Annotated in this window: 13 protein-coding genes and 1 pseudogene; 2 read left to right on the top strand and 12 right to left on the bottom strand. The window is 68.3% G+C overall.

The window, feature by feature from the left end:
• Nucleotides 1–8 precede the first annotated feature (8 nt).
• The 11 genes and pseudogenes from DWQ67_RS04000 to DWQ67_RS03950 form a co-directional block, all read right to left on the bottom strand.
• On the bottom strand, nucleotides 9–1,496 hold the full coding sequence (locus tag DWQ67_RS04000) for an immunity protein Imm33 domain-containing protein (RefSeq protein WP_158595359.1): 1,488 nt from the start codon (nucleotides 1,494–1,496) through the stop codon (nucleotides 9–11).
• Between the two features lie 148 nt (nucleotides 1,497–1,644).
• Nucleotides 1,645–3,951 carry a transglutaminase family protein gene (locus tag DWQ67_RS03995; protein WP_121484313.1) on the bottom strand — a complete coding sequence of 769 codons (2,307 nt, stop codon included), beginning with the start codon at nucleotides 3,949–3,951 and terminating at the stop codon, nucleotides 1,645–1,647.
• Nucleotides 3,948–5,345, bottom strand: a complete 1,398-nt coding sequence (locus DWQ67_RS03990; RefSeq protein WP_121484312.1) for a DUF58 domain-containing protein — start codon at nucleotides 5,343–5,345, stop codon at nucleotides 3,948–3,950. Before DWQ67_RS03990 ends, DWQ67_RS03995 begins: the two co-directional genes overlap by 4 nt.
• Nucleotides 5,345–6,343, bottom strand: coding sequence for an AAA family ATPase (locus DWQ67_RS03985; protein ID WP_121484311.1), 999 nt, complete (start codon nucleotides 6,341–6,343; stop codon nucleotides 5,345–5,347). The genes DWQ67_RS03990 and DWQ67_RS03985 overlap by 1 nt, the downstream gene beginning before the upstream one ends.
• 100 nt (nucleotides 6,344–6,443) lie before the next feature.
• Nucleotides 6,444–12,359, bottom strand: coding sequence for an Ig-like domain-containing protein (locus DWQ67_RS03980; RefSeq protein WP_121484310.1), 5,916 nt, complete (start codon nucleotides 12,357–12,359; stop codon nucleotides 6,444–6,446).
• 2 nt (nucleotides 12,360–12,361) lie between these two features.
• Nucleotides 12,362–13,810, bottom strand: a complete 1,449-nt coding sequence (locus DWQ67_RS03975) for a serine/threonine-protein kinase (protein ID WP_158595358.1) — start codon at nucleotides 13,808–13,810, stop codon at nucleotides 12,362–12,364.
• Nucleotides 13,800–15,593 (bottom strand): FHA domain-containing protein, encoded by a 1,794-nt coding sequence (locus DWQ67_RS14205; protein WP_147433613.1) that lies wholly within the window; start codon nucleotides 15,591–15,593, stop codon nucleotides 13,800–13,802. Before DWQ67_RS14205 ends, DWQ67_RS03975 begins: the two co-directional genes overlap by 11 nt.
• Before the next feature lie 135 nt (nucleotides 15,594–15,728).
• Nucleotides 15,729–16,310, bottom strand: coding sequence for an FHA domain-containing protein (locus tag DWQ67_RS03960; protein WP_147433612.1), 582 nt, complete (start codon nucleotides 16,308–16,310; stop codon nucleotides 15,729–15,731).
• A gap of 39 nt (nucleotides 16,311–16,349) precedes the next feature.
• Nucleotides 16,350–16,406 (bottom strand): annotated as a pseudogene (locus DWQ67_RS14320) (zinc-ribbon domain-containing protein); the annotation flags it as partial.
• Between the two features lie 179 nt (nucleotides 16,407–16,585).
• A complete protein-coding gene (locus DWQ67_RS03955; protein ID WP_147433611.1) occupies nucleotides 16,586–17,935 on the bottom strand; it encodes an acyltransferase family protein in 1,350 nt (449 codons plus the stop codon).
• A 121-nt stretch (nucleotides 17,936–18,056) separates the two neighbouring features.
• Nucleotides 18,057–18,383, bottom strand: coding sequence for a nuclear transport factor 2 family protein (locus tag DWQ67_RS03950; RefSeq protein ID WP_121484306.1), 327 nt, complete (start codon nucleotides 18,381–18,383; stop codon nucleotides 18,057–18,059).
• A gap of 88 nt (nucleotides 18,384–18,471) precedes the next feature.
• On the opposite strand from DWQ67_RS03950, the gene DWQ67_RS03945 reads away from it, so the two are divergent.
• Together DWQ67_RS03945 and DWQ67_RS03940 are read left to right on the top strand one after the other, a co-directional pair.
• A complete protein-coding gene (locus DWQ67_RS03945; RefSeq protein ID WP_121484305.1) occupies nucleotides 18,472–19,098 on the top strand; it encodes a uracil-DNA glycosylase in 627 nt (208 codons plus the stop codon).
• A gap of 183 nt (nucleotides 19,099–19,281) precedes the next feature.
• Complete coding sequence (locus DWQ67_RS03940) at nucleotides 19,282–19,863, top strand: hypothetical protein (RefSeq protein ID WP_121484304.1); 582 nt, start codon at nucleotides 19,282–19,284, stop codon at nucleotides 19,861–19,863.
• Nucleotides 19,864–19,906: 43 nt separating this feature from the next.
• Here the strand turns inward: DWQ67_RS03940 and DWQ67_RS03935 are convergent, their stop codons facing one another.
• The gene (locus tag DWQ67_RS03935; RefSeq protein ID WP_233555918.1) at nucleotides 19,907–20,368 is read right to left on the bottom strand and encodes a nitroreductase family protein; all 462 of its coding nucleotides are present in this window, start codon (nucleotides 20,366–20,368) and stop codon (nucleotides 19,907–19,909) included.
• Nucleotides 20,369–20,610: the final 242 nt, after the last annotated feature.

Below are 20,610 nucleotides of genomic sequence, written 5' to 3'. Positions count from 1 at the left end.
GGCGCTACTCAGGCGCGGCGGAAGCCGTACGAGGCCAGCTCCGCCGGAGAGAACTCAATGAAGCCGCCGTCGGCTCCCGGATCGATGCAGAGGTACATGTCCGGCGCCAGGTTCTGACGCACCCAGTCCACGGACACCTCCGAGGCAGAACCATCCCCCTGGTAGCGGAAGACCTCCAGCGCAGAGGAGAACAGCGCGAACTCGCGCTCACCCCCAGATTGCCTGGTCACCAGGAGGGGGAAGTGCGGCTGCCCCTGCACGGCACGGTAGAGATAGACCCCGTACGCGCCAGGCGAGGTGAGGTACCGCATGATCGCGGCACGGTCTCCGTCGCGGACCAGGCGCTTGAGGGTTCCGTTGCGGGTGAAACCGGCCAGGAACTCGTCATTGGAGCGAATCTCCACGCCGGCCTCCACAGGATCAACCACCACGGAGGCGGCACCCTGCTGCTCAAAGGCGCGGCGCAGTGCCTCATCTCCGGTGATGGCCGTGAAGCTGGGCGGCACCGGGACGTTGAGCCGCTGCTGCCACGCCATGGCACCCTCACGGGAGGTGTGCAGCGGGATGATGGTGGCTCCATTGTGGGCAAAACCGCTCAGGGTTTGACCGTCCGCGGAGAGCGGCACCAACACGTGGGACCCAAAGAGCTCTGAGAGCAGCGCCGTCCGCGTCTGCGGACCGTTGGCGCCCATCCAGCCCTGCACCGCGGGGCGCAGCCACGGCGCGGAGGCTGCCACGAGCGCGTCCTGCTCGGCGCGAGCCCGGGCATCGTCCTGGGCCGGAGCCGGGGTGCTGGTCTCCTCCTGATGCGGCGCGGCCGCAGCGGAGGGAACGGACGGCGCGGCGGCAGCCGACGACGCCACGGGGGCCGCCTGTGCGGGCTCCGGAGCCACGGGGGCTACAGGGGCCGACGGCGCCAGCGGTGCGGCGGGTGCCACGTGCGCGGCCTGCGCTGCCGGTGCGGCGGGCGCTGCCGGTGCGGCCTGCTCGGCCGGTGCGGCGGGCGCTGCCGGTGCGACCTGCTCTGCCTGTGCGGTGGGCGCTGCTTCCTTGGCGGGCTCCGCGGCGTCAGCCGGGTCCGAGGCTGCGGCCGCGGGGACCTCAGCGGCCTCCTCCGCGCTGGCGCCGACACCCATGGGCTCCGGGCTGGTGGGCTCCGAACCGGGCCCGGCCAGCACCCGACCGGTGGTGGAGTCGCGAAGCTGCCGCGCGCCGTCGGGCAGTGTCACCAACTCAAAGTCGCTCCCGACCGGCTCGTGATAAACCTCAGCCACGATCGGGTCAAGCTGCGCCACCTGGTTGAACCCGAGGACGCGCATGTTGGTGGTGTGCGCCACGTTCTCCTCGTTGTCCTCGTCGGCGTAAAAACGCCAGCCCGAGTCAGAGGAAACCGCCGAGGGGGTCCGCAGCATCCACCGAATGCGCCCCGGCCCGGCGATGGCCTGGGCGGTGGCGATACAGCTACCGGCGTTGTCAATAAAGGTCGGTTCGCTCACGATGCCTCGTTCTCCCGTCGGGGCGCTTCCGCGCCCGTCGCACACTTGTCAGTTTCACAATAGGGCACAACGGCCCACTCATGTCAGTGATTCCGCCCGCAGCACTCAAGCTGTGCTGACGGCGTCAGAAATAGCGGCGCCTGCCACGCTACGGCCGGAAGGTCTCCCGGAGCCAGCGCGTCACCGAACGCCACGAAAAGCGCTGCGCCCAGCGCTGACGGCGGGTGCGCCCGGTGCGCAGATCCTTCCGGGCCGCCCGCACGCCCTTCCAGTAACGCTCCACGTCATCGCGCTGTGCACCCCACGGGGCAAAGGAGAGCTCATCCGCGCGCCGCGCCATGACCATCACGGTGTCCCGGCCACTCCCCTGCGCCACCTCGGTGCGGGTGTCAGACCACGCGACGGGATGGCCCGCGTCGATGACCTCATCGCGCAGCTCCGCCCAGCCGCCCGCGACGGAGAGCCGGCGCCGGTCGCGACGGCGCCGGGCGCCCCGCCGCCAAGCCTCCAGCAGGACCAGGATCCACAGCGGGGAGGTCAGCAGTAACAGGGAGAGCCCCACGCGCCAGGTCCACCACCAGATCGCCGCGATGAGGAGGGAAAGCTCCGACGGCGGCGGCGTGGGCGTCTGCGCCGTCTCATCCATGTTCGGGGTGACCGTGTCCTCCTGACGCGGCACCTCCGGAGGCAGCACACTGCGGGGCAGGGCGATCGAGTTTTGCTTGGACTTTTCCTGTTTCTTGGTCTCCCGCGGCTCCGGGTTGGGGTCAATCCCCACCCAACCGCGCTGCTGATCCTGGACTTCCACCCAGGCGGTCAGCTCCGAGCCCTGCAGCTGCCCGTCGCCGTTGGAGTCCACGTAGCCGCTGACCACGCGCGAGGGGAATCCGAGCTCGCGAGCCAGGACTGCAAAGGCGACCGAATACTGCTCCGCGTCCCCCACCATCGGGTCCTCCTGGGTGAGCAGGTCAAGGCGCTCAACGGAGTGCCCGGAGCGGCTGAAGACCTCCTCGTCCCCGCCGTGGGACACAAAGCCCGCCTGCAGGTAGCTCAACGCCAGCTGCAGCCGATCCCCCGGCTCTGACGCCTTGACCCACTGGGTCTCCACGGCGTCGACCAGCTTCTGTGGGACCTGCTCCAGGTCCGCCTGCTTGGCGGAGCCGGGGGTGAGGGAACCCAGACCGTCACGCATCGGCGCAGGCAGCGGCACCGACTCCATGCTGTAAGACAGGCTCTGGGGCGCATCACCAGAGAGCACGGCGGCATCCAGGGACTTGTTGAAGTAGAAGCGATCCCGCAACTCCTCCGGGATCTGCAGCGAATCCAGGGCACCCGCAAGAGGCAACCACTGCCCCTGAGACACCTTGAGGTCCACCTGAATGCGCTCCCGCGCACCGCCCTCCCGCTGAATCTTGGACGGCACCCGCGCAAACGTGCCGGATGAGCCGCCGTTACCCACCTGCATGGCCACGCCGTTGTACTGATCCATCACGGCCACCCGCAGCATGGAACCCGCAGGCAGGCCCTGGACGGTGGCCACCGTGGTCTCCGCGGACGGGTCGGTGACCCAGGAGCGGTACTCCTGCAAGGGCGAGACATGCCGCTGCAACTCAAAGGTGGGACTGAAGGCGCTCCGGAGCACCTCGCGGCGATCCGGGCTCAGAGCGGCGGCCAGTGCGCCGCCGGCCAGGGCACAGACCAGCGCAAAGACAAGCGCTGCCATCCCGCGACGCACCTGGCCGGCCCTGAGCCGCCTGCTGTGGGACTCATCCATTCCCCTGACAGCCGGTCGTACCGCCACAATCCAGGCCAGAGCCACAAAGAGCGACGCTACGCCCACCTCTACGGGCCGGTAGCCCGTCCGCATCCCGAAGATGATGCCAAAGAGCAAGAGGGCCACCGCCGCAAGAACCCCTGGCCAGCGCCGCCCGGAGAGGAAGCCGCGCACCGCGCAGACGGCACCTGCGTACACAAGCACAAACACCGGGACCAGGACCGCGTCGTAATTGCCCAGCGGCGGATCAACGGAGAGGATGTCCACCCAGGAGCGCACCAAACCCGTCACGAAGACGGCAAGCCCATCCAGGGTCGGGATGAAGCCGTTGAGCGCATGGGTTGGCACCGCAAGGGGCACCCCGATCAGCAACCCCCACGCCAGCGCCACCACGGTAAAGACCGGCCACGGCAGGGCCCTGACGCGCCCCAGCCAGCCGATGCCCAGCCCGCCCAGCAGGGCCCCGAGCACCGTGATCCCCACGGCAGGGTGCTGATACAAAGGCCACAAGGGCACGGCACAGACGCCGATCATCACGGCATAGAAGAGCAGATCCCGCACCGGCGTGGTCTGGCGTTGCGCTCGCAAGCGGTGCTCGCGGCGCGTGGCCGACTGACGGGGAGCGCCGTCGGGCCCGGGGGTGCCTGGCTGGGCGCTTCCCTGCTGTGGGGCGGCGCTCACGATGCGCCGCCCTTCATCAGGGCGTGGCGCAGATCCTCGAGGTAACCAATGCGCACCACAGCCAGCCCGGAGACGTCCTGCATGGCAGGGGTTTGGCCTGGATTACACACCACGGCCATGGTCTGCACGCCCAGGGGGAAGCGCTGGGACCAGCTGCGCAGCTCGCGCATGCCCGGCTTGGAACCGACGATGAGGAAGACGATGGAGATGCCGGGCACGGTGGCGGAGGCCAGCGCCGCCAGCTCCCCCACGCCCATGCCACCGCTGGCCCATTCGATCTCGCTCATCCCATCCAGCATGCGCTGCGGCGTGACGGTGGGGACCAGCGTGGGCTCGCGCGGGGGGTCCGCGCCCAGCTCCGGCTCCGGGGGCGTGGTCACCACGGTGATGTCGCGCCCATCGCGAATGGCGCGCAACCCCAGGGAGGCGGCGGCTGAGATGCCCATCTCAAACTCTTGCTCGTTACTCCAGGAGGAATCATCCCGGCCAAAGGCCACCACAAGGTGGCTGCGGCGGGTCTCCTCGAATTGGCGCACCATGAGTTGTCCGGTGCGGGCCACGGCCTTCCAGTACACGTGCCGCGGGTCATCCCCCGCCCTGTATTCGCGCAGGGCATGGAAGGAGATGTCTGAGGCGGTGAGGTCGTTGGTGGGATTCCCCTCGAGGTCTCGCACAAAGCCAGTGGAGGTGGGCGGCAGGCCCACGGTGCTCGGGTGGACGTACACCTCGTGGGTCTGCGACCACTCGGCGCTGCGCCGAAACAGGCCGATGGGATCGCCGCGCACCGTCCGCACCGGGCCCACGCGGACCACTCCGCGCTGTTCAGCGGGAACGGAGAACTCGCGCACCGCCGTGGCCCGTCCCGGCGGCGGCAGTTCCACGGTGGTCCTGCCGACCCCCACCTCCACGCGCGTGGCCCAGAGGCGCACCCGTGAGCGGTCTCGCAACTGCACCTCCGCCCGCACGGGGGAACCGATCGTGGTGCGGTTGGTATGGACTTTAAGCACCACGTCGTAGCGTGGGCGGCCAATCAAGAACAGGGCCGCGAGCGCCACCGTCAGGGCGGCAACCACGCCCAAGGACATGAATTCCACCCACCCGAAGGCGGCGCCGAGCACGATTCCGAGCACGGCCGCGGCGATGAGCCCCCAACAGGCCGGGCTCGTGGCCCGCAGCACGGCCAGCCAGGAGCGGGTCAGCGCGCGCCGCGTGGTGAGAATGGCGCGCTGCGTGCGGCGGATCCAGCGAGGGGTTCGGGTGCCCAGGGGCACGGAGGTGGTGTATTCGGTGCGGTAGCTGGTGTCCGACGACGCGGCGGAGCCACGCAGGCGCGCACGCGTGCGTGTGTGCCCCCTGGTGGGGCTGGTGTGCTCGGTCGTGGACTTGGGGCTCATCAGCGCGGCTGGCGCTCGGCCGGCGGTTGGACGTCCAGCAGGATGCGGCCGATGACGCTGGCCGGCGTCACGCCGTCAAACTCCGCCTCCGCGTCCAGGACCAGGCGGTGTGCCAGGACCGGGTCCGCGAGGGTCTTCAGGTCATCCGGGATCACGAAGTTGCGGCCCTGCACGGCCGCCCACGTGGTGGCCGCGCGGACCAGCGCCAAGGCGCCACGAACCGAGACGCCCAGCCGGACCTCCGGTGCCTGCCGCGTGGCCTCAATCAGGCGCGTGGCGTAGTCAAGCAACGCGTCGTCAACGAAGGGCATCTTGGCCACGGCGGCCAGCTCCTGCAGCCCGCGCGTGTCCACCACCGGGTCAAGCTCCACGTGATGGGAGCGGATGTGGGCGTTGCGCAGAATCTGACGGGTGGAGGATGGGTCAGGGTAACCAAGGGTGGTCTTCATCAGGAAGCGGTCCAGCTGCGCCTCCGGGAGGCGATAGGTGCCGGCCTGCTCCACCGGGTTCTGCGTGGCGATCACCATGAACGGATCCGGCACGCGGTGGGTCACCCCATCCACGGTGACGCGCCCCTCCTCCATGACCTCGAGCAGAGCGGATTGCGTCTTGGGCGAGGCACGGTTGATCTCATCCGCGAGCAGGATCGTGGAAAAGACCGGGCCGGCGTGGAACTCAAAGACACCCTTGGATTGGTCATACACGCTCATGCCAGTGACATCTCCGGGCAGCAGATCCGGTGTGAACTGGATGCGGCCGGGCTTTCCGTCCACCGACTGAGCAATGGCGCGTGCCATGGAGGTCTTGCCGGTGCCCGGGTAGTCCTCCACGAGCAGGTGCCCGCCGGTGATGAGGGTGGCGATGGCCAGGCGCACCACGTGGGACTTGCCCAGCACCACCTGCTCCACGTTCTCTACCAGCGCGTTGAACTGCTGAGAGAACCAGGCGGATTGTTCCCGGGTGAGGACGGGGCCGCTGGGCTGAGGTGTGCTGGTCATTGCGGTGGTTTCACTTCCGTTGTTGCCTGGCAGGGCGTGGAGCGGGTGAGCTGAGTGGCGGTTGCAGCGCTGGCGCTGCGGGGACCAGGACGAGGGGTGCTCAGAGGAGGTTTCTCAGCGCCCAGGCCTGTGGTGGCGCGGGCGGCTCCGGAGCGGGCGGGGCCGGCTCCGGTTCCGGCGGCTGAGGAGCGGCGCAGGTGGCCATGGGCTGGCCCTTGTCAAAGCTCTCCTCGCCGGAATAGCGCAGGTCCTCGAAGCTGGACCTCACAAAGAGCTGCATCTTCTCCCCCTCGTCAGCCTCTGGAACCCTGATGGTTTCCCCACTACGCGCCGTGGTCCAGGACGTGGCATCCTCGGTGGCACCGCTTTGGCGCCAACGATATTCGATCCGCACGCCGGACTCCGCCTTGAGCGTGATCCATTTCTCGCCGTCCGCCAGGCACTGATCCTGGCCGGTCCGCGTGACCTCGAGGTCCTTAGAGGACTTGGTCTCGGATCCCAGCTTGGCCACTGGGCTGCAGAAGAGCTTGCTCTCCGTGCGGCAGTTCATGGCCCACGCGGTCTTCTCCTTGTCCTTCTCCCCAAACTCGCCGGTGCGGTTTTCGCCGAGTCGCTTCCAGCCATTGCTGTCAGCGTTGGGCTTGGCCCCGTCGTTGATGAGGACAAAGAAGTGCTTGGCGGACGGGCGCCCTGGGGTCACGGTGTACTTCGGCTGGACCGTGAAGACCGGGCCCTTGCCCTCGGTGGAGGTGGAGACGGAACCGCCCGGGGTGCCCACCTCCGTGTTCACGACCTGGGTCTGGACCCGAGTGCAGAAGAGCCCATTGCTCACGTCCACCACGTAGCGCAGATTGCCGTCCTTGAGCCGTTCCTCAAAGCTGTTCGCGTCGGCGTTGGGTGAGAAGCCCTCGGCGGAGCAACTCTTTCCGGAGACGGAGCCTGCGGCGCTGACCCGGGCGCGCACGGGCCCGCCGCGGCCATCGGCCGACCAGCTCACCTGCGCCTTGTCGCCGTCGCCACTCAGCCCGGACTCCGCGTCCTTGACGGTCGGCGCGCCCACGGCACGCACGGATCCGCGCCCGGGCTCTGACACCTGGGTCTTGGTGCGGGCGCGGACGGAGATGGAGTAGTTGCTACCCGGGCGCACCCCGCCATCGGTGAAGGTGTAGGAGGTCGCGTCGGCGCCGGCGTGGCGGACCAGCCCATCTCCGGCCAGCCCTTCACCCTTGAGCTGCACGTCGTAGCCGTCCAGCGACGTCCCGCCCTCAGGCTGGGGGACGTCGTTCCACTCGATGATGACGGAGTGGCCATCGCGATCGTCCTTGGAGGGCTTGCCGCGCACGTTGCCCGGCCTCTCCGGGCGGTCATCAAAGAGGACGGTGGCGCTGGAGCTGGACCATTCGCCGGCCCCCACAGCGTTGACCGCCCGCATCTGGAAGCTGTACTTCTGGCCGTTCTTCAGGCCCGTCACGGTGCAGTTCTGGGCCGACTTGCAATCCTGCGCGGCTCCCTCGCCGCCGGAGACGTTGGCCCGGGCCTGATAGCCGGTGATGGGCGAGCCGTTGGGCTCGGCGCTGCCTGCGCTGAGCGTCACGGAGCCCGCGCTCTTGTTCGTGTCCGCAATCTGGACGCCGGGGCCTGGCGCGCCCGGTACGTCCTGCACCACCACGCGCAACTCGCCCACAGCGCGGCGGCTGGGGTCGTTGCTCTGGTCCTGGATCACGTAGTCAACCCTGAGGGTCCCGGTGTCAGCGGAGTCGGCGGCCTTGATGGTCATGGTGCGGCCGCCGTCCGTGGTGCTGACGGCCACGCCGTCCACGCTGGTGCGGGTGGTGCTTTCCACCACGCTGAGCGAATCCTTGCCAAAGGGGCTGTAGTCGTTGTTGAGCACGTCATGGGTCAGCGTGTCGCCTCGCTTGATCACCACGGTGTCGTCCGCGGCCACCGGCGGCGGCTCTTGGGAGGCCACCACGGTGACCACTGCCTCCGCCTGGGCCGTGGCACCGTCGCGGTTGCTGACCGTCATGGTGAAGGTGGTGCTGCTACCCACCCGAGCATCCTTGGCGGCCGTGAAGACGGCTTGGTCGCCACGCTCGCCGGAAATGCGGGCGCTGACGGTCTGCCCATTGCTGGTCTTGATGCCCCACTTCAACGCGTCCGCATCCGTGCCGTTATACATGGTGTTGGCGCGCAGGTTGAAGGTCTTACTTTCCCCTGCGGTGACGGAGAGGTTGGCCGCCTGGAGGGTGGGCTGCTGGTCCTGTTTGGCTTGCACTTCGATGGGGATGACCACGGACGCCTCGTTTTTGCCATCCGTCACCTGCACGGTGAGGGAGGCAAAGCCAACAAAGCCCGCCTCAGAGCGGTACTTGAGCGTCTTCTCGTCCTTCACGAGCGCGCTGCCGTCCGCCTGAGTTGCCCTCACCTGTGCGGCGTTGGTGATCTTGACCTCGCGTCCCTGCGCGGCGATGACCTGTTCCTCCAAGGGAATGCTCACCTCGTCGCCGGACTTGGTCACCACCTTTGGCGCGTCCTGACGAAGCTGCGGCGGCGTCTTTTCCGTGCCTGGAACGGTGATGAAGCCCGTGGCGCGCACCTCAGGAGCGTCCGGGCGCGAGACGTAGAACGGGATGACGCTTGGCTGCGCCCGCACTGGTACCACCACGCGGCGCTGGCTATCCACCTTGGCGTCCCCATACCCCTCGGGGACCTCCACGTTGAGCGAGGACACGCTCCCCTCCGAGAAGGAGGTCTTGTTGAGCACCTCCACCGCCATGGATGGGTTGTTTTTGACGTCGCTGAGGCTCAGTACGCGGTCCTCCGTCACCGGAGCGGCCAGCGGAGCGTCCCTGCGCACGTCGATGTAGAGCCAGGCGGAGGAGGTGGCGCCCGTCTCATCCGTCAGCTTGTAAAAGCCCGCGATGGAACCCGCCTTGGCCGGCGTGCGCACCTTGATGGATCCACCGACCACGGTGGCCTCCACCCCCTTGGGCTGCATCTCCACGGAGACGACCTTGAGCCCCTTTTCCGAGGTGTCAATGTCATTGCCCAGCACGTCAACCACCAGGTCGGTATCCGGCCGGGTGGTCACCAGGTCATCCTTGGCCACCGGCGGCGCTGAGGCCATTTCTGCAGGGGAAATGCCCACCCGCACGGTTCCCGTGGTCTCTGCGCCGAGCGAGTCCGTGAGCTTGTACTCGAATCTATCCACGCCCTGCGTCTGGGCGTTGGGCACATAGGTGATGGAGTCCGCACCCACGGTCGTCACGGCGCCGCGGTCCGGCTGCTTGACGCTGGCGGAGAGCGTCACGCTGTCTCCGTCCGGGTCCACGCCGGTGAGCGGAATGGGGATGGTGATGGGGCGCCCCGCGTAGGCGCGGGCGGTCACGGTGGGGGCCGACGGCGCTCGGTTCAGTGCCGCGTCCACGGCATTGACGGTGATGGTCAGCTTGGCGCTGGCGGTTTGGCCATCCGTGGAGGCCACCGTGTAGCGCGCGGTGTACACACCGGGGGTGGACGGCGCGAGGTAGCGCAGGCGTTGGTTGGAGGCCACGAGCATGCCCGCCTTTGGCTCCTGGGCCAGGGTCCGCTCCAGCGTCACCGGCTTGTCATCCGGTTGCGTGTCGTTCGCCAGCACCGGGATGTCCACCACCTCACCCACGCGGGCCTGGGCCACGTCGTCGCGTGCCACCGGGGGCTGTTGCTTGGCCTGCTCCGGCACGCGCACCAAGGTGAGGTCTCCCTCGGAGGTCGTGGTGCCGTTGGAGACCTTGACCTTGAGGGTAATGGGCTTGGGCAGGTCCCGCTGCAGGGTCACGCGCAGGCGCTTGTTCTCCACGACCTCCACCAGCACCCCGGAATCGGCCGGGACGCTGGGCACCTCCGCGATGCTGAGCACGCCGCCCGCCGGGTCATACGCCTGCTCCAACACGTCCACGTCCGCGGTGTTCTTCAGGTGAAGGAAGGAGGTGGTGGGGGCCACGACCGGAGCCGAGGCCGTGGTCGCCAGCGGCTTCGCGTCCACGCGGATGGTGCCGGCCGCGCTTTGGCCGGCGGCGTCCTTGACGGAGTAAGCCAAGACATACGTGCCCGCCTTGGACGGCGTGATCCGCACGCGGCCGTCGTTATAGCTGGCGGACACCGCGAGCTGGTCCTTCTTCCCGTCGTCAACGCGGCTCAGGGTCAATTCCCCCGTGCCGCCACGCGCCGCGCCAAGCGGCAGCGTCACGATCTCGTTGTCCACGTACCCGGACACGGTGTAGTTCTCCACGATGATGGGCGTTTGCCCCTTGGCCTCCACCGTCACACTGACGATGCCATCCGTCGCGGCGGTCCCGTCGGAGACCCGGATCCGGACTGGGTCCACGCCGGGCTCTCCCCCGCCGGAGGCAAAGTCCACCGCCCCCTGTGCGGTGGAGGTCGCAGTATTGGGCGCGTCCGCGCGGGCGCTCACCAGGTAAATGGGATCAGACTCCGGATCAACCCAGTCCTGCAGCGCCTGCACCGTGGCCTTGCCCTCCTGCGCAACGGAGGTCTTGGTTCCCCGCGCCTGCACGGGGGCTGAGTTGGTGGACTGGTCCACGATGTTCACAGTGACCTGGGCCTCGGCGGTGCCGCCGCGACCGTCGTCAATCTTGTAGCGAAAGCTCAGGGTCCCCTGAGCCTCGGGGCGCAGCGTGAGCTGCAGCTTCTGCCGATCGCTCACCGTCTCCAGGCTTCCCATCTCAGCGGGAATGCCCTTGGTGATCGCAGAGATCATGAGCGGATCCCCATTGGGATCGGCATCGTTGAGCAGGACCGGGAGGATGTTGCTCCGGCCCGGCCGGGCGCCAAAGGTGTCCGCGGCCGCCACCGGCGGCTTCTGTGTCTTCTCTGGTTGCGGGGCCACATCGCGGTCCTCGCGCTGCTTCTCCACCACGTCCTGCTCGGCCCGGAAGTCTGCCCAGTTGTTGATCAGCGCGCCGCCATTTTGCATGGCCCAGCTCTTGCCGCTTGGGCTGTCATTGGCCACTACCGTGTCGGCATTGACCCGCAACACCATGGCGGTGGAACCCTCTGCCTCTGGCAACGAGAAGCCCTCGGGATCCCGCTCGTCGCAGAGCTGCGCGCCCCGGCCTCCGGCCCATGCCCCATAGACGCAGCGGCCGGAGCGCACCGGCGCCGCGGCGTTGCCGTCCGCTTCTCCCACCGGGAGGGCAAAGGAATCGTTGCTCCGCGGGACGGAGATCAGCCCGCCGTCCTGGGCCAGAACAAGGTCGCTTGAATCCAGCGTGGACTGCATCAACCGCACTGAATCCGGGCTGGTGATGCCAGAGGCGAGGGACTGGACCTTTCCGTCGAAAAAGAGTTCACGGGAGTCCGGGTTGTAGACGGCCGCCTTGCCGCCCACCAGTGCCACCTGCGCGCGTGCGGTGGGCGTGGAGAACGTCACGTCCTGCGCGCCGGCATCCTGCGTGGTGAGCCTGGAGGCCTTCTGGCTAAATCCTGCCCAGCGCCCCTGCTGGTCCACCGCCATCACTGCGTCAAGCCCCACCGAGGCGGTGGGATCAAGCGAGGAATCGAAGCCGGCCACATCCGCCAACTGACGCACCCAGAGGTCACCGCCCGCTGGGTCTAGCACGCCAACCCAGGATCCGGACTCAACGACCTGGGGCTGTCCATTGGGCAGCGCGGCTGAACCGATGGCCTGCGCGCTGGCCGGGTCAAGCACCACCAGGGCATTCTTTGCGCTGGAGTGCACCACCACATGCTTGGGGTCCTGAGCCAGCGTCTGGCCATCGCCTTCCATCTTCACGGCGGTACTGAGCTCGCTGATGGCGGTGTTGGCGTGCCCCAGCTTGCCCTCGCGCGCGTTGCTGACCCACACCGAGGCGTCGTTCAGTTGCTGATCTGAGCGCTCGTATCCGTGCGCCACCACGGCGATGCCGGCCACCAGAGCGATGACCGCCGCCCCGGCGGCGGCGCCCAGAAGCGCCTTCCGCTCGGTCCGCTTGCGAATCCCCTTGCGCCCAAACACCGCTACTGACCTTCCTTGGACCGTGCACACCTCGGCGCGCTGGCCTCTGCGGTTTTGCCGCTTTTTACCACTGCCACCGTGACGCAGACCCGCTGGCCTGGTTTGGTGGTCTCTACCGTGTAGCTCAGGCCCTCCTGTTGAACCGCCGGCCGGCCCTCGACACGCACCTCGTACGCGTCCGCGCCGCCCTCCGGCGGAGCCCAATTAAAGACCACGGCCCCATCGGAAGAACTGGCATCAACCGCCGCGATCTGCGCGCCGGGGGCGCCCCAAGGATTGATCCAGGCCGCAACCGCCAGCGCGGCCACCAGGACGGCGACCCCCGCCGCGGTGATCCACTGCCACCGCTTGCCCAAGCCGGGGGCGCGTTGCGCCTGACTGAAACCGCCGGCGCGGACCTGCGTCGCGTCGTCGAACTGCGACGTGGACGCCGCGGTGCGGCGCCGGCGCGGCCGTCCGGTGGTCTCATCCACGCCGTGCGCGGAGGACAACCCGCCCAGGCGCCCGCTGCTGGTGCCCGCGATGCCTTGCGAGGCGGCGGAGGTGCCATCTGACGCGAACGGCGCCTGGAGGCTTGGTGCCAACTCCAGGCGGCTGGGGCGCAACCCCATCTCCGACTCCGCGAGTTGGAGCCGTTGGAGCACCTCAAGGATGCTGGCCGGGCGCTTCTTCGGGTTCTTGTTCAGGCAGTCGGAAATCAGGCGCAGCAGTTCACGGGGCGCGTCAGGGCGGTCCAAGGGGGCCGGACCGGAGTGGCCCATGATGCGCCGAGCCAGGGCGCGTCGATCGTTGGGCCCGCCCGGCTTTTCAAACGGGGAGCGCCCAGCCAGCAGCGCAAACAGGGTGGCACCAAAGGACCAGACCTCTGACTCCACGCTGCCGGGAGAGGAGCCCTCGAGCATCTCCGGCGCCGCCCACGGGACGGAGAGGCCCACGGAATCCTGGTCCTCTTGGTGAATGCGGCTCAGGGTGGCGGCGATGCCGAAGTCAGCCAAGACGGGGCGGCCAAAGGAGGTCATCAGGATGTTCGCCGGCTTGATGTCGCGGTGCAGCACGCCGGCCGCGTGTGCGGTCTCCAGCGCGGCACCGATGCCGATCCCCGTGGCGATCACCTCATCCACCGGGATGCGCTCGTTGCGGAAGCGATCGCCATAGCCGGTGGGGCAGAACTCCGTCACCAGGTAGGGGCGCCCGTCCGCCGCGATGCCCGCCTCATACATGGTCAGGACGTGGGGGTGCGTGGCCAGGTGGGCCAGCGTGTTGGTCTCTTGGAGGAACGCCGTGCGCAGGTCACCGGGGATCGCGTCCGTGAGCAGGACCTTGACGGCGATGGTGCGCCGCGGGAGCGCCTGCTCGTACAGGAACACATCGGCAAAGCCACCCGTCCCCAGCGCACGCACATGGGTGTACCCGGGCAGGACGGGCGGGGTGCCGGGGAGCCTACGCGCCAAGGAACCCACCCCCGGCGGCGATCTCCAGGCGCACGCCGTCGCCCAATTCAACGACCGTGCCCGGCGAGACCGGGACCTCTTCTCCGTCGCGAAGCCGGAACGGCGGGACGCCAAAACCCTTCACGCGGGTGCCGTTGGTTGACCACAGGTCACGGACCAAGATGGTGCCGGCTTGCACCCGCACGGAGACGTGGGTGTGGGAGACGCCGCCGCCGGTCGGGAACACGCTCACCGCTCGGGCGTCCCGCTCGCGCACCTGAGCCACGCTGGGGTTGCGGCCAAGGACCAGGGTCGCGTCGATGCCGACCTCGCGGGCGCCGGCCGAGTCGCTGATGCGCAGGGACGGCCCGTCGAAGGGGACCTGGGGCGTCGGCCGGGCCGGGGCGTGCACCTGCTCCGCCGCCAGCGCTGCGGCCGCCGCGAGCATACTGGCGCTCGGCCTGCCCCCGGCGGAGGGCGCAGCGGGGCGGGCAGACGCGGGGGCACCGGCAGGCGCGGAGTTGACCGGATGCCCGACGCCGTGTGGTGCGGTTCCCTGTGCGGCCGGGGTCGCAGACTGCACGGGATTCGGGACGTGACCGGGATTCGGGACGTGACCGGGAGCGGCAGTGGGCGGGACGTAATTCGCGGCTGGCACCGCGTTGGCTGCCGGCGGTTTGACCGTCCTGGACCCGCGCCGGGTGGGCAAGGACAGGGAGTGGGGATCGATGAAGCCCACGATCGTGGAGTCCATGACCTCCACATCACGATCCGAGGGTTCGGTCCGCGAACCGGGCACGGCCGGGAAACCGGAGCGCGGGTGGGTGCTTGCCTCCGGAATATCTACCAACGTCTCGGGGACGGGCGCGGCGGCGCTGGCGTGCGCGGCGGGTGGGTTGGTGGGCGCGGCGGGTGGGTTGACGGGAGCGGCGGTGGGCACTGCCTTGGCCAACAGTCGGGCGAGCTCCGTGGCGGTCACCGTGGCATCCGGGTCGTGCTCCGGCTCCGGCTCCGGCTCCGGCTCCGGCTCCGGCTCCGGTGAGGCAACCGCCCCAGCCAGCAGGCGCGCCAATTCGGTGGCCGTGATCGTTGCGTCCTCGTCCTGCACGCTCTGCTCAACCGGTACCGGCGCAGGCGCCGCCACGTCCGGGGCTGCGGCCGTTTCAGGCACCGCGGCTTCCTGGGCCGCAGCCGCCGGACGCGGCGCGGGACGCAGCTCAGGGCTCAGCTCGGGACGCGCCTCAGGGGTCGGCCCAGGGCGCGCATTAAGAAGGTCCTGGCTCAGGCGCCGCCGCAAGGTGGCAGCGGTGATGGTGACGTCCGGGTCCGCGTGAGCGGTTTCGGGAGAGATGGCCACGTTGTCCTGACGAAGCCCGCCCACAAACACGGGGTGCGCTGCCGCGCCCTCGGTGGCCGGTTCGGCATCCGCGCGGCGACGCCCGCGCCGACCGCGGCCCGCGACCTCTGCGCCGTCGTCCACGTCTGGCTCGGCCTCCCCGCGACGGGGGTCAGCGCCAGCGTCCGCGCCCATGTCCAGGGCGGCGCTCTGCAAGGCGGCGATAGCATCCGGAACCACGGCCCCGCGGATCGTCACCGCCACGACGTAGCTCCAGGTGACGGGCACCTGGCGGCCGGTGGCGGCCGCATGCGTGCCGTCGTCCAGGGTGATCGCGATGGCGTCCTCGGGTTCCAAGGAGACGGTGAGGACACCGTTCTCCAGCAGCAACCCCTGGGAGAGACCGGCGGCAGGCACGGCTACTACGCGAATGGGATCCTCCCAGCTCGCGTCAAGTCGTGTGAGCACGCGGTCCCCCTTTCAAGTGCAACCCTTGTCTGCCCATCCATTGGAACAATAGAGGCAGAGCGGGTGTCGGTGTTAGCCCGGCCCCCCGGCCGGTGGCGCCCCGACCCCAGTCATGAAGCCGGGTCGGCGGCAGGTTTAGCCCAGCGAGACCGCGATCGGTACCTCGCCAAGCCAGAGCCGATCCCCGGGTTCAATCCAGAACGGTTGCCCGGCAGTGCACTCATACATGGTGCCCTCATGCTCAACGCGTGTTCCGTTGCCGGAGTCAGCATCAACCACGTTGACGCCTTGGGGCGTCATGAACAGTCGCAGATGGACGCGGGAAGCGGACTTGAGCGGGTCAACCAACGGAACCGCGATGAGGTCGTCTTGCACGGCGGCCTGCTCCGGCTTGCGACCCAACACCGCGTCGTCGTCCAGCATCACCTGACTGCCATCTGAGAACTCCAACAAGACACGGTAAGTCGGCGCTTGACGCTCCGGCGTGGCTGCGGACGCGGAGGAGGGGGCATCAAAAACCACGGCGGGCTCCTGGGGAGGGATGGCTGGGGCTGGCTGGGCAACGGGGCCAGCTGGGGAGGGAACCGACGCAGCTGCCTGGGCGACGACGTTCGGTTCCGCCACGGGCGACGCCGCGGGGGCGCCGGGAGGCGGACCAAAGGGCGCGCCAGACATGGCTTGGGCCGGCACCGGACGCTCGGTGAGGGTGCGTGCCACCGTCACGGCCTGCGGCGCCGCGGTTGCGTTGGCAACGGGCTGTCCACACTTAACGCAGAAGCGCGACTCTGCCGACAACTCTGTGCCGCAATACATGCACTGCAGGGGCATGGTCTCTCCCGTCGTGGATCGCCGGTGTTCTTCCGGCCACCCTCATTTTAGCGTTCACGCCGGGGGCTCCGATCCGCGCACAGGCACACGTCACGCCGTCCCCCCGAACGAGATGCATTCTTGAGCGTAGTCGGTGCCCCCGCACCGGCGCCAACCGCTGTGACTCAGCCCGCGTCCGCCTCAGTCTTGGCCTTGACCTGCTCACCGGCACGGGGCGGGGCCACCACCCAGGCCCCCGGGCGGATCAGCAGGAGCGAGAGTCCGGTGGCCGCCACGGCGATGATCGCCAGCGGCAGGTCAAGACCGTAGGCGGAGATGATGATGGAGGGAACCACAAAGGCGACGACGGCGACGACGGTCGCCAGCGGCGGCACCGACCGCCCGGGAGCCTCTGGGACCGGGCGCTCGTAGCGGGCGGTCCACAAGGAGATAAGCCAGACCAGGGCGAAGACCGCCACCATCATGGGCAGGCGGGTCCACCACCAGGCGGCCGAGCCCGGGTAAGGCATGGGCCACGGCAGGATGAGCAACAGCCCCGTGATGGCCACAATCGCCGTGACGTGCCACAGGTAGATGGACATGAGGCGCGAGCCGGCCCAGAACACGAGGGCCTGGGCGGGCTTGGTGCGCATGATGGCGGCCAGAGCCGGGTTAAAGAGGGTGAAGGCTGCTGCTTGGACGATGGCCAAGACGGCGAGCGGCGTGGTGGGAGGCCACTGATTGGTCAGCATGCTGCGGGAGTAGTCGCCGAGCCACACCAGAAGGGCCACTGCGCCAAAACCGGCCACGATCACCAGGATCAGCCGCCACGCATTCAGGCGAGAAAACCAGCCGTCCCGCAGGCAGAACCCGATCTGCTGGGCAAAGAGCCACACGAACGCCACGTTGGGCAGCCCAAAGAGCTCATCCCCCAGCCCGTAGCCGGCGGGATCAATGCGATCCAGGCCAAGCCACCAGATCCCCACGACCAAGCGGAGGGTGTCCACCAAGAGCGCCGCGGCAAGCAGGCAGGCCAAGGCCAGCCACGGTGCGCGTTCGTGCCAGCGGATCATCCACGGGGCCAGAGCCTGCACCAGCATGTAGGCACCAAGGAACCACAGGACCGAGCCCACCGGGATGGCCACGGTATTGAGCAGCGCGGGATCCACGCCAAGCAGCGTCGCGGTGATGAGGGCGATCGTTAGGAAGGCATACAGCGGAAAGGCGGGGCGGGCCAGGCGGGCCAACCGGGTGCGCACAAACGCGCCCTCACTCTCCCCGCGCCGTTGCGAGGAGGACCAACCCACCCGGGCGGCAAATCCACCCACCACGAAGAACAGCGGCATGATCTCCGCGATCCACGAGGCCGGGGCCACCCACTTGGTGCCATTGACGGGATCGGCAAAGGCCGGGCTCCCGTCCGGGTTGCGCCCCACACCGACCAGGACGAGGTGGACAAAAACCACGAGCAGGACGCAGACGACGCGGGCAAAGTCGATCGTCAGATCGCGGCCGGCGGGAGGGTGCTGGTTCATGAGCACCACTGTAATAGTCCATTCGGTTTATGAAAAGAGGGCACTCCCGCCAACTTGGGCCGCCGTTGCACGGTCACACCGCGGGGTGGAGGGCCGACCCCTCCACCCTGTTCCGCACGAACTAGTGGCGGGGAATGGTGAAGCTGGCGATCGAGTCGCCGTCGAGCTCAAAGATGCCATCCGATTCCCCGTTAAAGACGCTGCTGCTCCAGCTGAAGCGCGTCCGGGTCGTGGCATCCTCAGTCTCTGCCGAGAGAATCGACATCTTGGCTCCGGCGCCGATGGCATCCGAGCCCGCCCAGCTGCGCACCCCGTCGTGACCGTGCAGCTGGCGGCCCCAATCGTCCACCATCCCGTCACTGGTAAAGAGCGCCACAAAGGCGTCGGTGTCCGCGTTGTTGATGGCGTCGGCAAAGGCCTGGACAGGTGCAGGAATCTGATTCGTCATGCCGCCATGCTCCCCCGGCGGCCGAACCAGACGCAAGCCACCGACGCGGCCGGGGGCGCGGCTGGGCCGTGATTGCTACTCTCACCTCATGACCCGGAGAATGGCGGACCCCAAGTTCCAGTCCCAACAATGGAGCGAGCGCTACGCACCACACATTGCGCCCGTCAATCGATACGTTGACGAACTTCGGGAGCAGGGCCGCGGCTGGGCCCCCTACGTGGCGCCCTTACACGGTGGCACGGACGCGACGGTACTCAGCATCCTGCGCGATCCCGGCCCCCGAACGCAGGACGGCGTCGGTAGCGGGTTCATCTGCGTCGAAAATGATGATGGCTCCGCCGCCCTCCAGGCAGATTTGATGGAACAGGTCGGCTTGTCCCCGCGGGAACTCCTTCCCTGGAACGCCTACCCCTGGTACATCAATCGCCAGCCGAAGGTAGCTGAACTGAATGTTGGCGTGCCCACGGTCCTGCACCTGATTGACCTGGCGCCCAGACTCCGCGTTGTGCTGCTGCAGGGCAGTGACGCCCAGAACGCGTGGCGACGCGTGGTAAAGGCTCGGCCCGGACTGGCGCGGAGGCGCGATCTCACCGTTGTCCACACCTTCCATCCGTCACCCCAAGCTCTTTTCGCGAAGGATCCCGCCGTCCGGGCCGCACGGGTTCAGCGCCGTATCGAGGCCTTCCAGGAGGTTGCACAGTTGGTGACCTCTTAGCTCACCCCATTCCGCAGCCCCGACGCGGCAAGAGCACGCGCCCAAGCGCCCGCCGCGTCGTCGTTCATGGATTCTTTGCTGGCCGAGCGTGACCAGGCCCGGAGAGCCTGCACAAGAGGGGCCTGGGCGGCCCCATGCACCACATCAGCTGACCGCGATCCGAACCGATAAAGGGGCACCACTGTGAGCGAGCTTGACGATTTTCGCCGCGAGGTAGTAAAGACCACCGATCTACCGGCCGACCTGGCCCTGCTTGCCGAGGCGACGTTTGGAGTGCTGAAAGAGGACCCCTTCGAGGGCTTTGGCCTGCGCGCACTGCACCCGGGCGAGACCGCCTCGCCCTATGACACCTCTTACCTGACGGCCGAGGACCTGGCGGACCTAGACATCACGGCCAACGTCGCGGCGATCAGCGAAGTCGCCGACCGCGCACGCTGGGTGGCGGTCGGAGAGAACGGCGAGGCCTACGGCTACTGGCTAGATGGGCGCGATCAACTGGGCGGCTCCCCCATCGTCAAGTACGACACGGAGGGTCAGTTTGAACTGATCCCCGGCACACACCTGACCGAGGCGGTCGTGGCGGACATCGTTTTTGACGACGTCGAGGAATGGGAAGAGCTCACCGAGCCCCTGACAGATGCCGGCCTGACCTTCTCGGTGCAGGACCCCTCCGACCTCTCAGAGCAAGAGCCGGAGGCGGACCCCACGCCTCGGGCGCTGCACGAGCGCCTCTACATCGAGCGGCGCGCCGCCCAAGGCGGCTGAGCGGGGCGGCGACTCAAGACCTGCGGCTCGCTGGGGCGGAACGTCAGATTCGAGCCCAAGTGATGTCGCGAATAGTGGCGCGTTCGCGGGAATTTCCAGGGGCAGCAACGCCTCCCGCTGCATGCGCAGCCACACCAAATGCCGTCATGGACGCCACTTTCCAGTCCGAGGGAACCCCGAACTCCGCGGCGACCGCTTCCCTGCCAAAGGCACGAAATTGGTGAGCATCCAGGCCCACGGCTAGTCCCTGGATACTCATGTGCGCCACCGCCTGGCCCAGGTCGTAGCGTGAGAACTCTGAGCATTCCCAGTCCGTGGTGCCCTCAATCAACACATGGGCAAGGTTGACCATGATGATCATCCAAGGCTGGGAATTTCCCGCCGCCGGGGCCTTCCGCGCGGCGTCGAGCCAAACGTCCACTTGCGCGGAGCTCGCTGTGCCCTGTGGATCAAAGCGAACAGGGCTGAAGCGCCGGGCCAAAGCGGGATGAAGCCGAGGGTGCATTGCAATCTCGCATCCGCTCATACCCGCGAGTATGCATCGTGCGCCTCCAGCGCCTACGTCCCGGGACAGCGAATCTCCCCTGTGCCACTATGCCCACTGCCCCCGGCGCCCCTGATGCACCCACGTGATGGCCCCTCGCCCTGCATGAACATTTGTGACCTTCTGGGAGGTGATCCAGTCGACAGTGGCACCCGTACCCCCTATGGGTATAGGTTATACCCCGACCGGGTATACCGGCACCG

The organism is Galactobacter caseinivorans, assembly GCF_003640665.1.
GTDB lineage: Bacteria > Actinomycetota > Actinomycetes > Actinomycetales > Micrococcaceae > Galactobacter > Galactobacter caseinivorans.
Note: the sequence above shows the minus strand (reverse complement) of the source record. Positions and strands in the feature narration are given on the sequence as shown.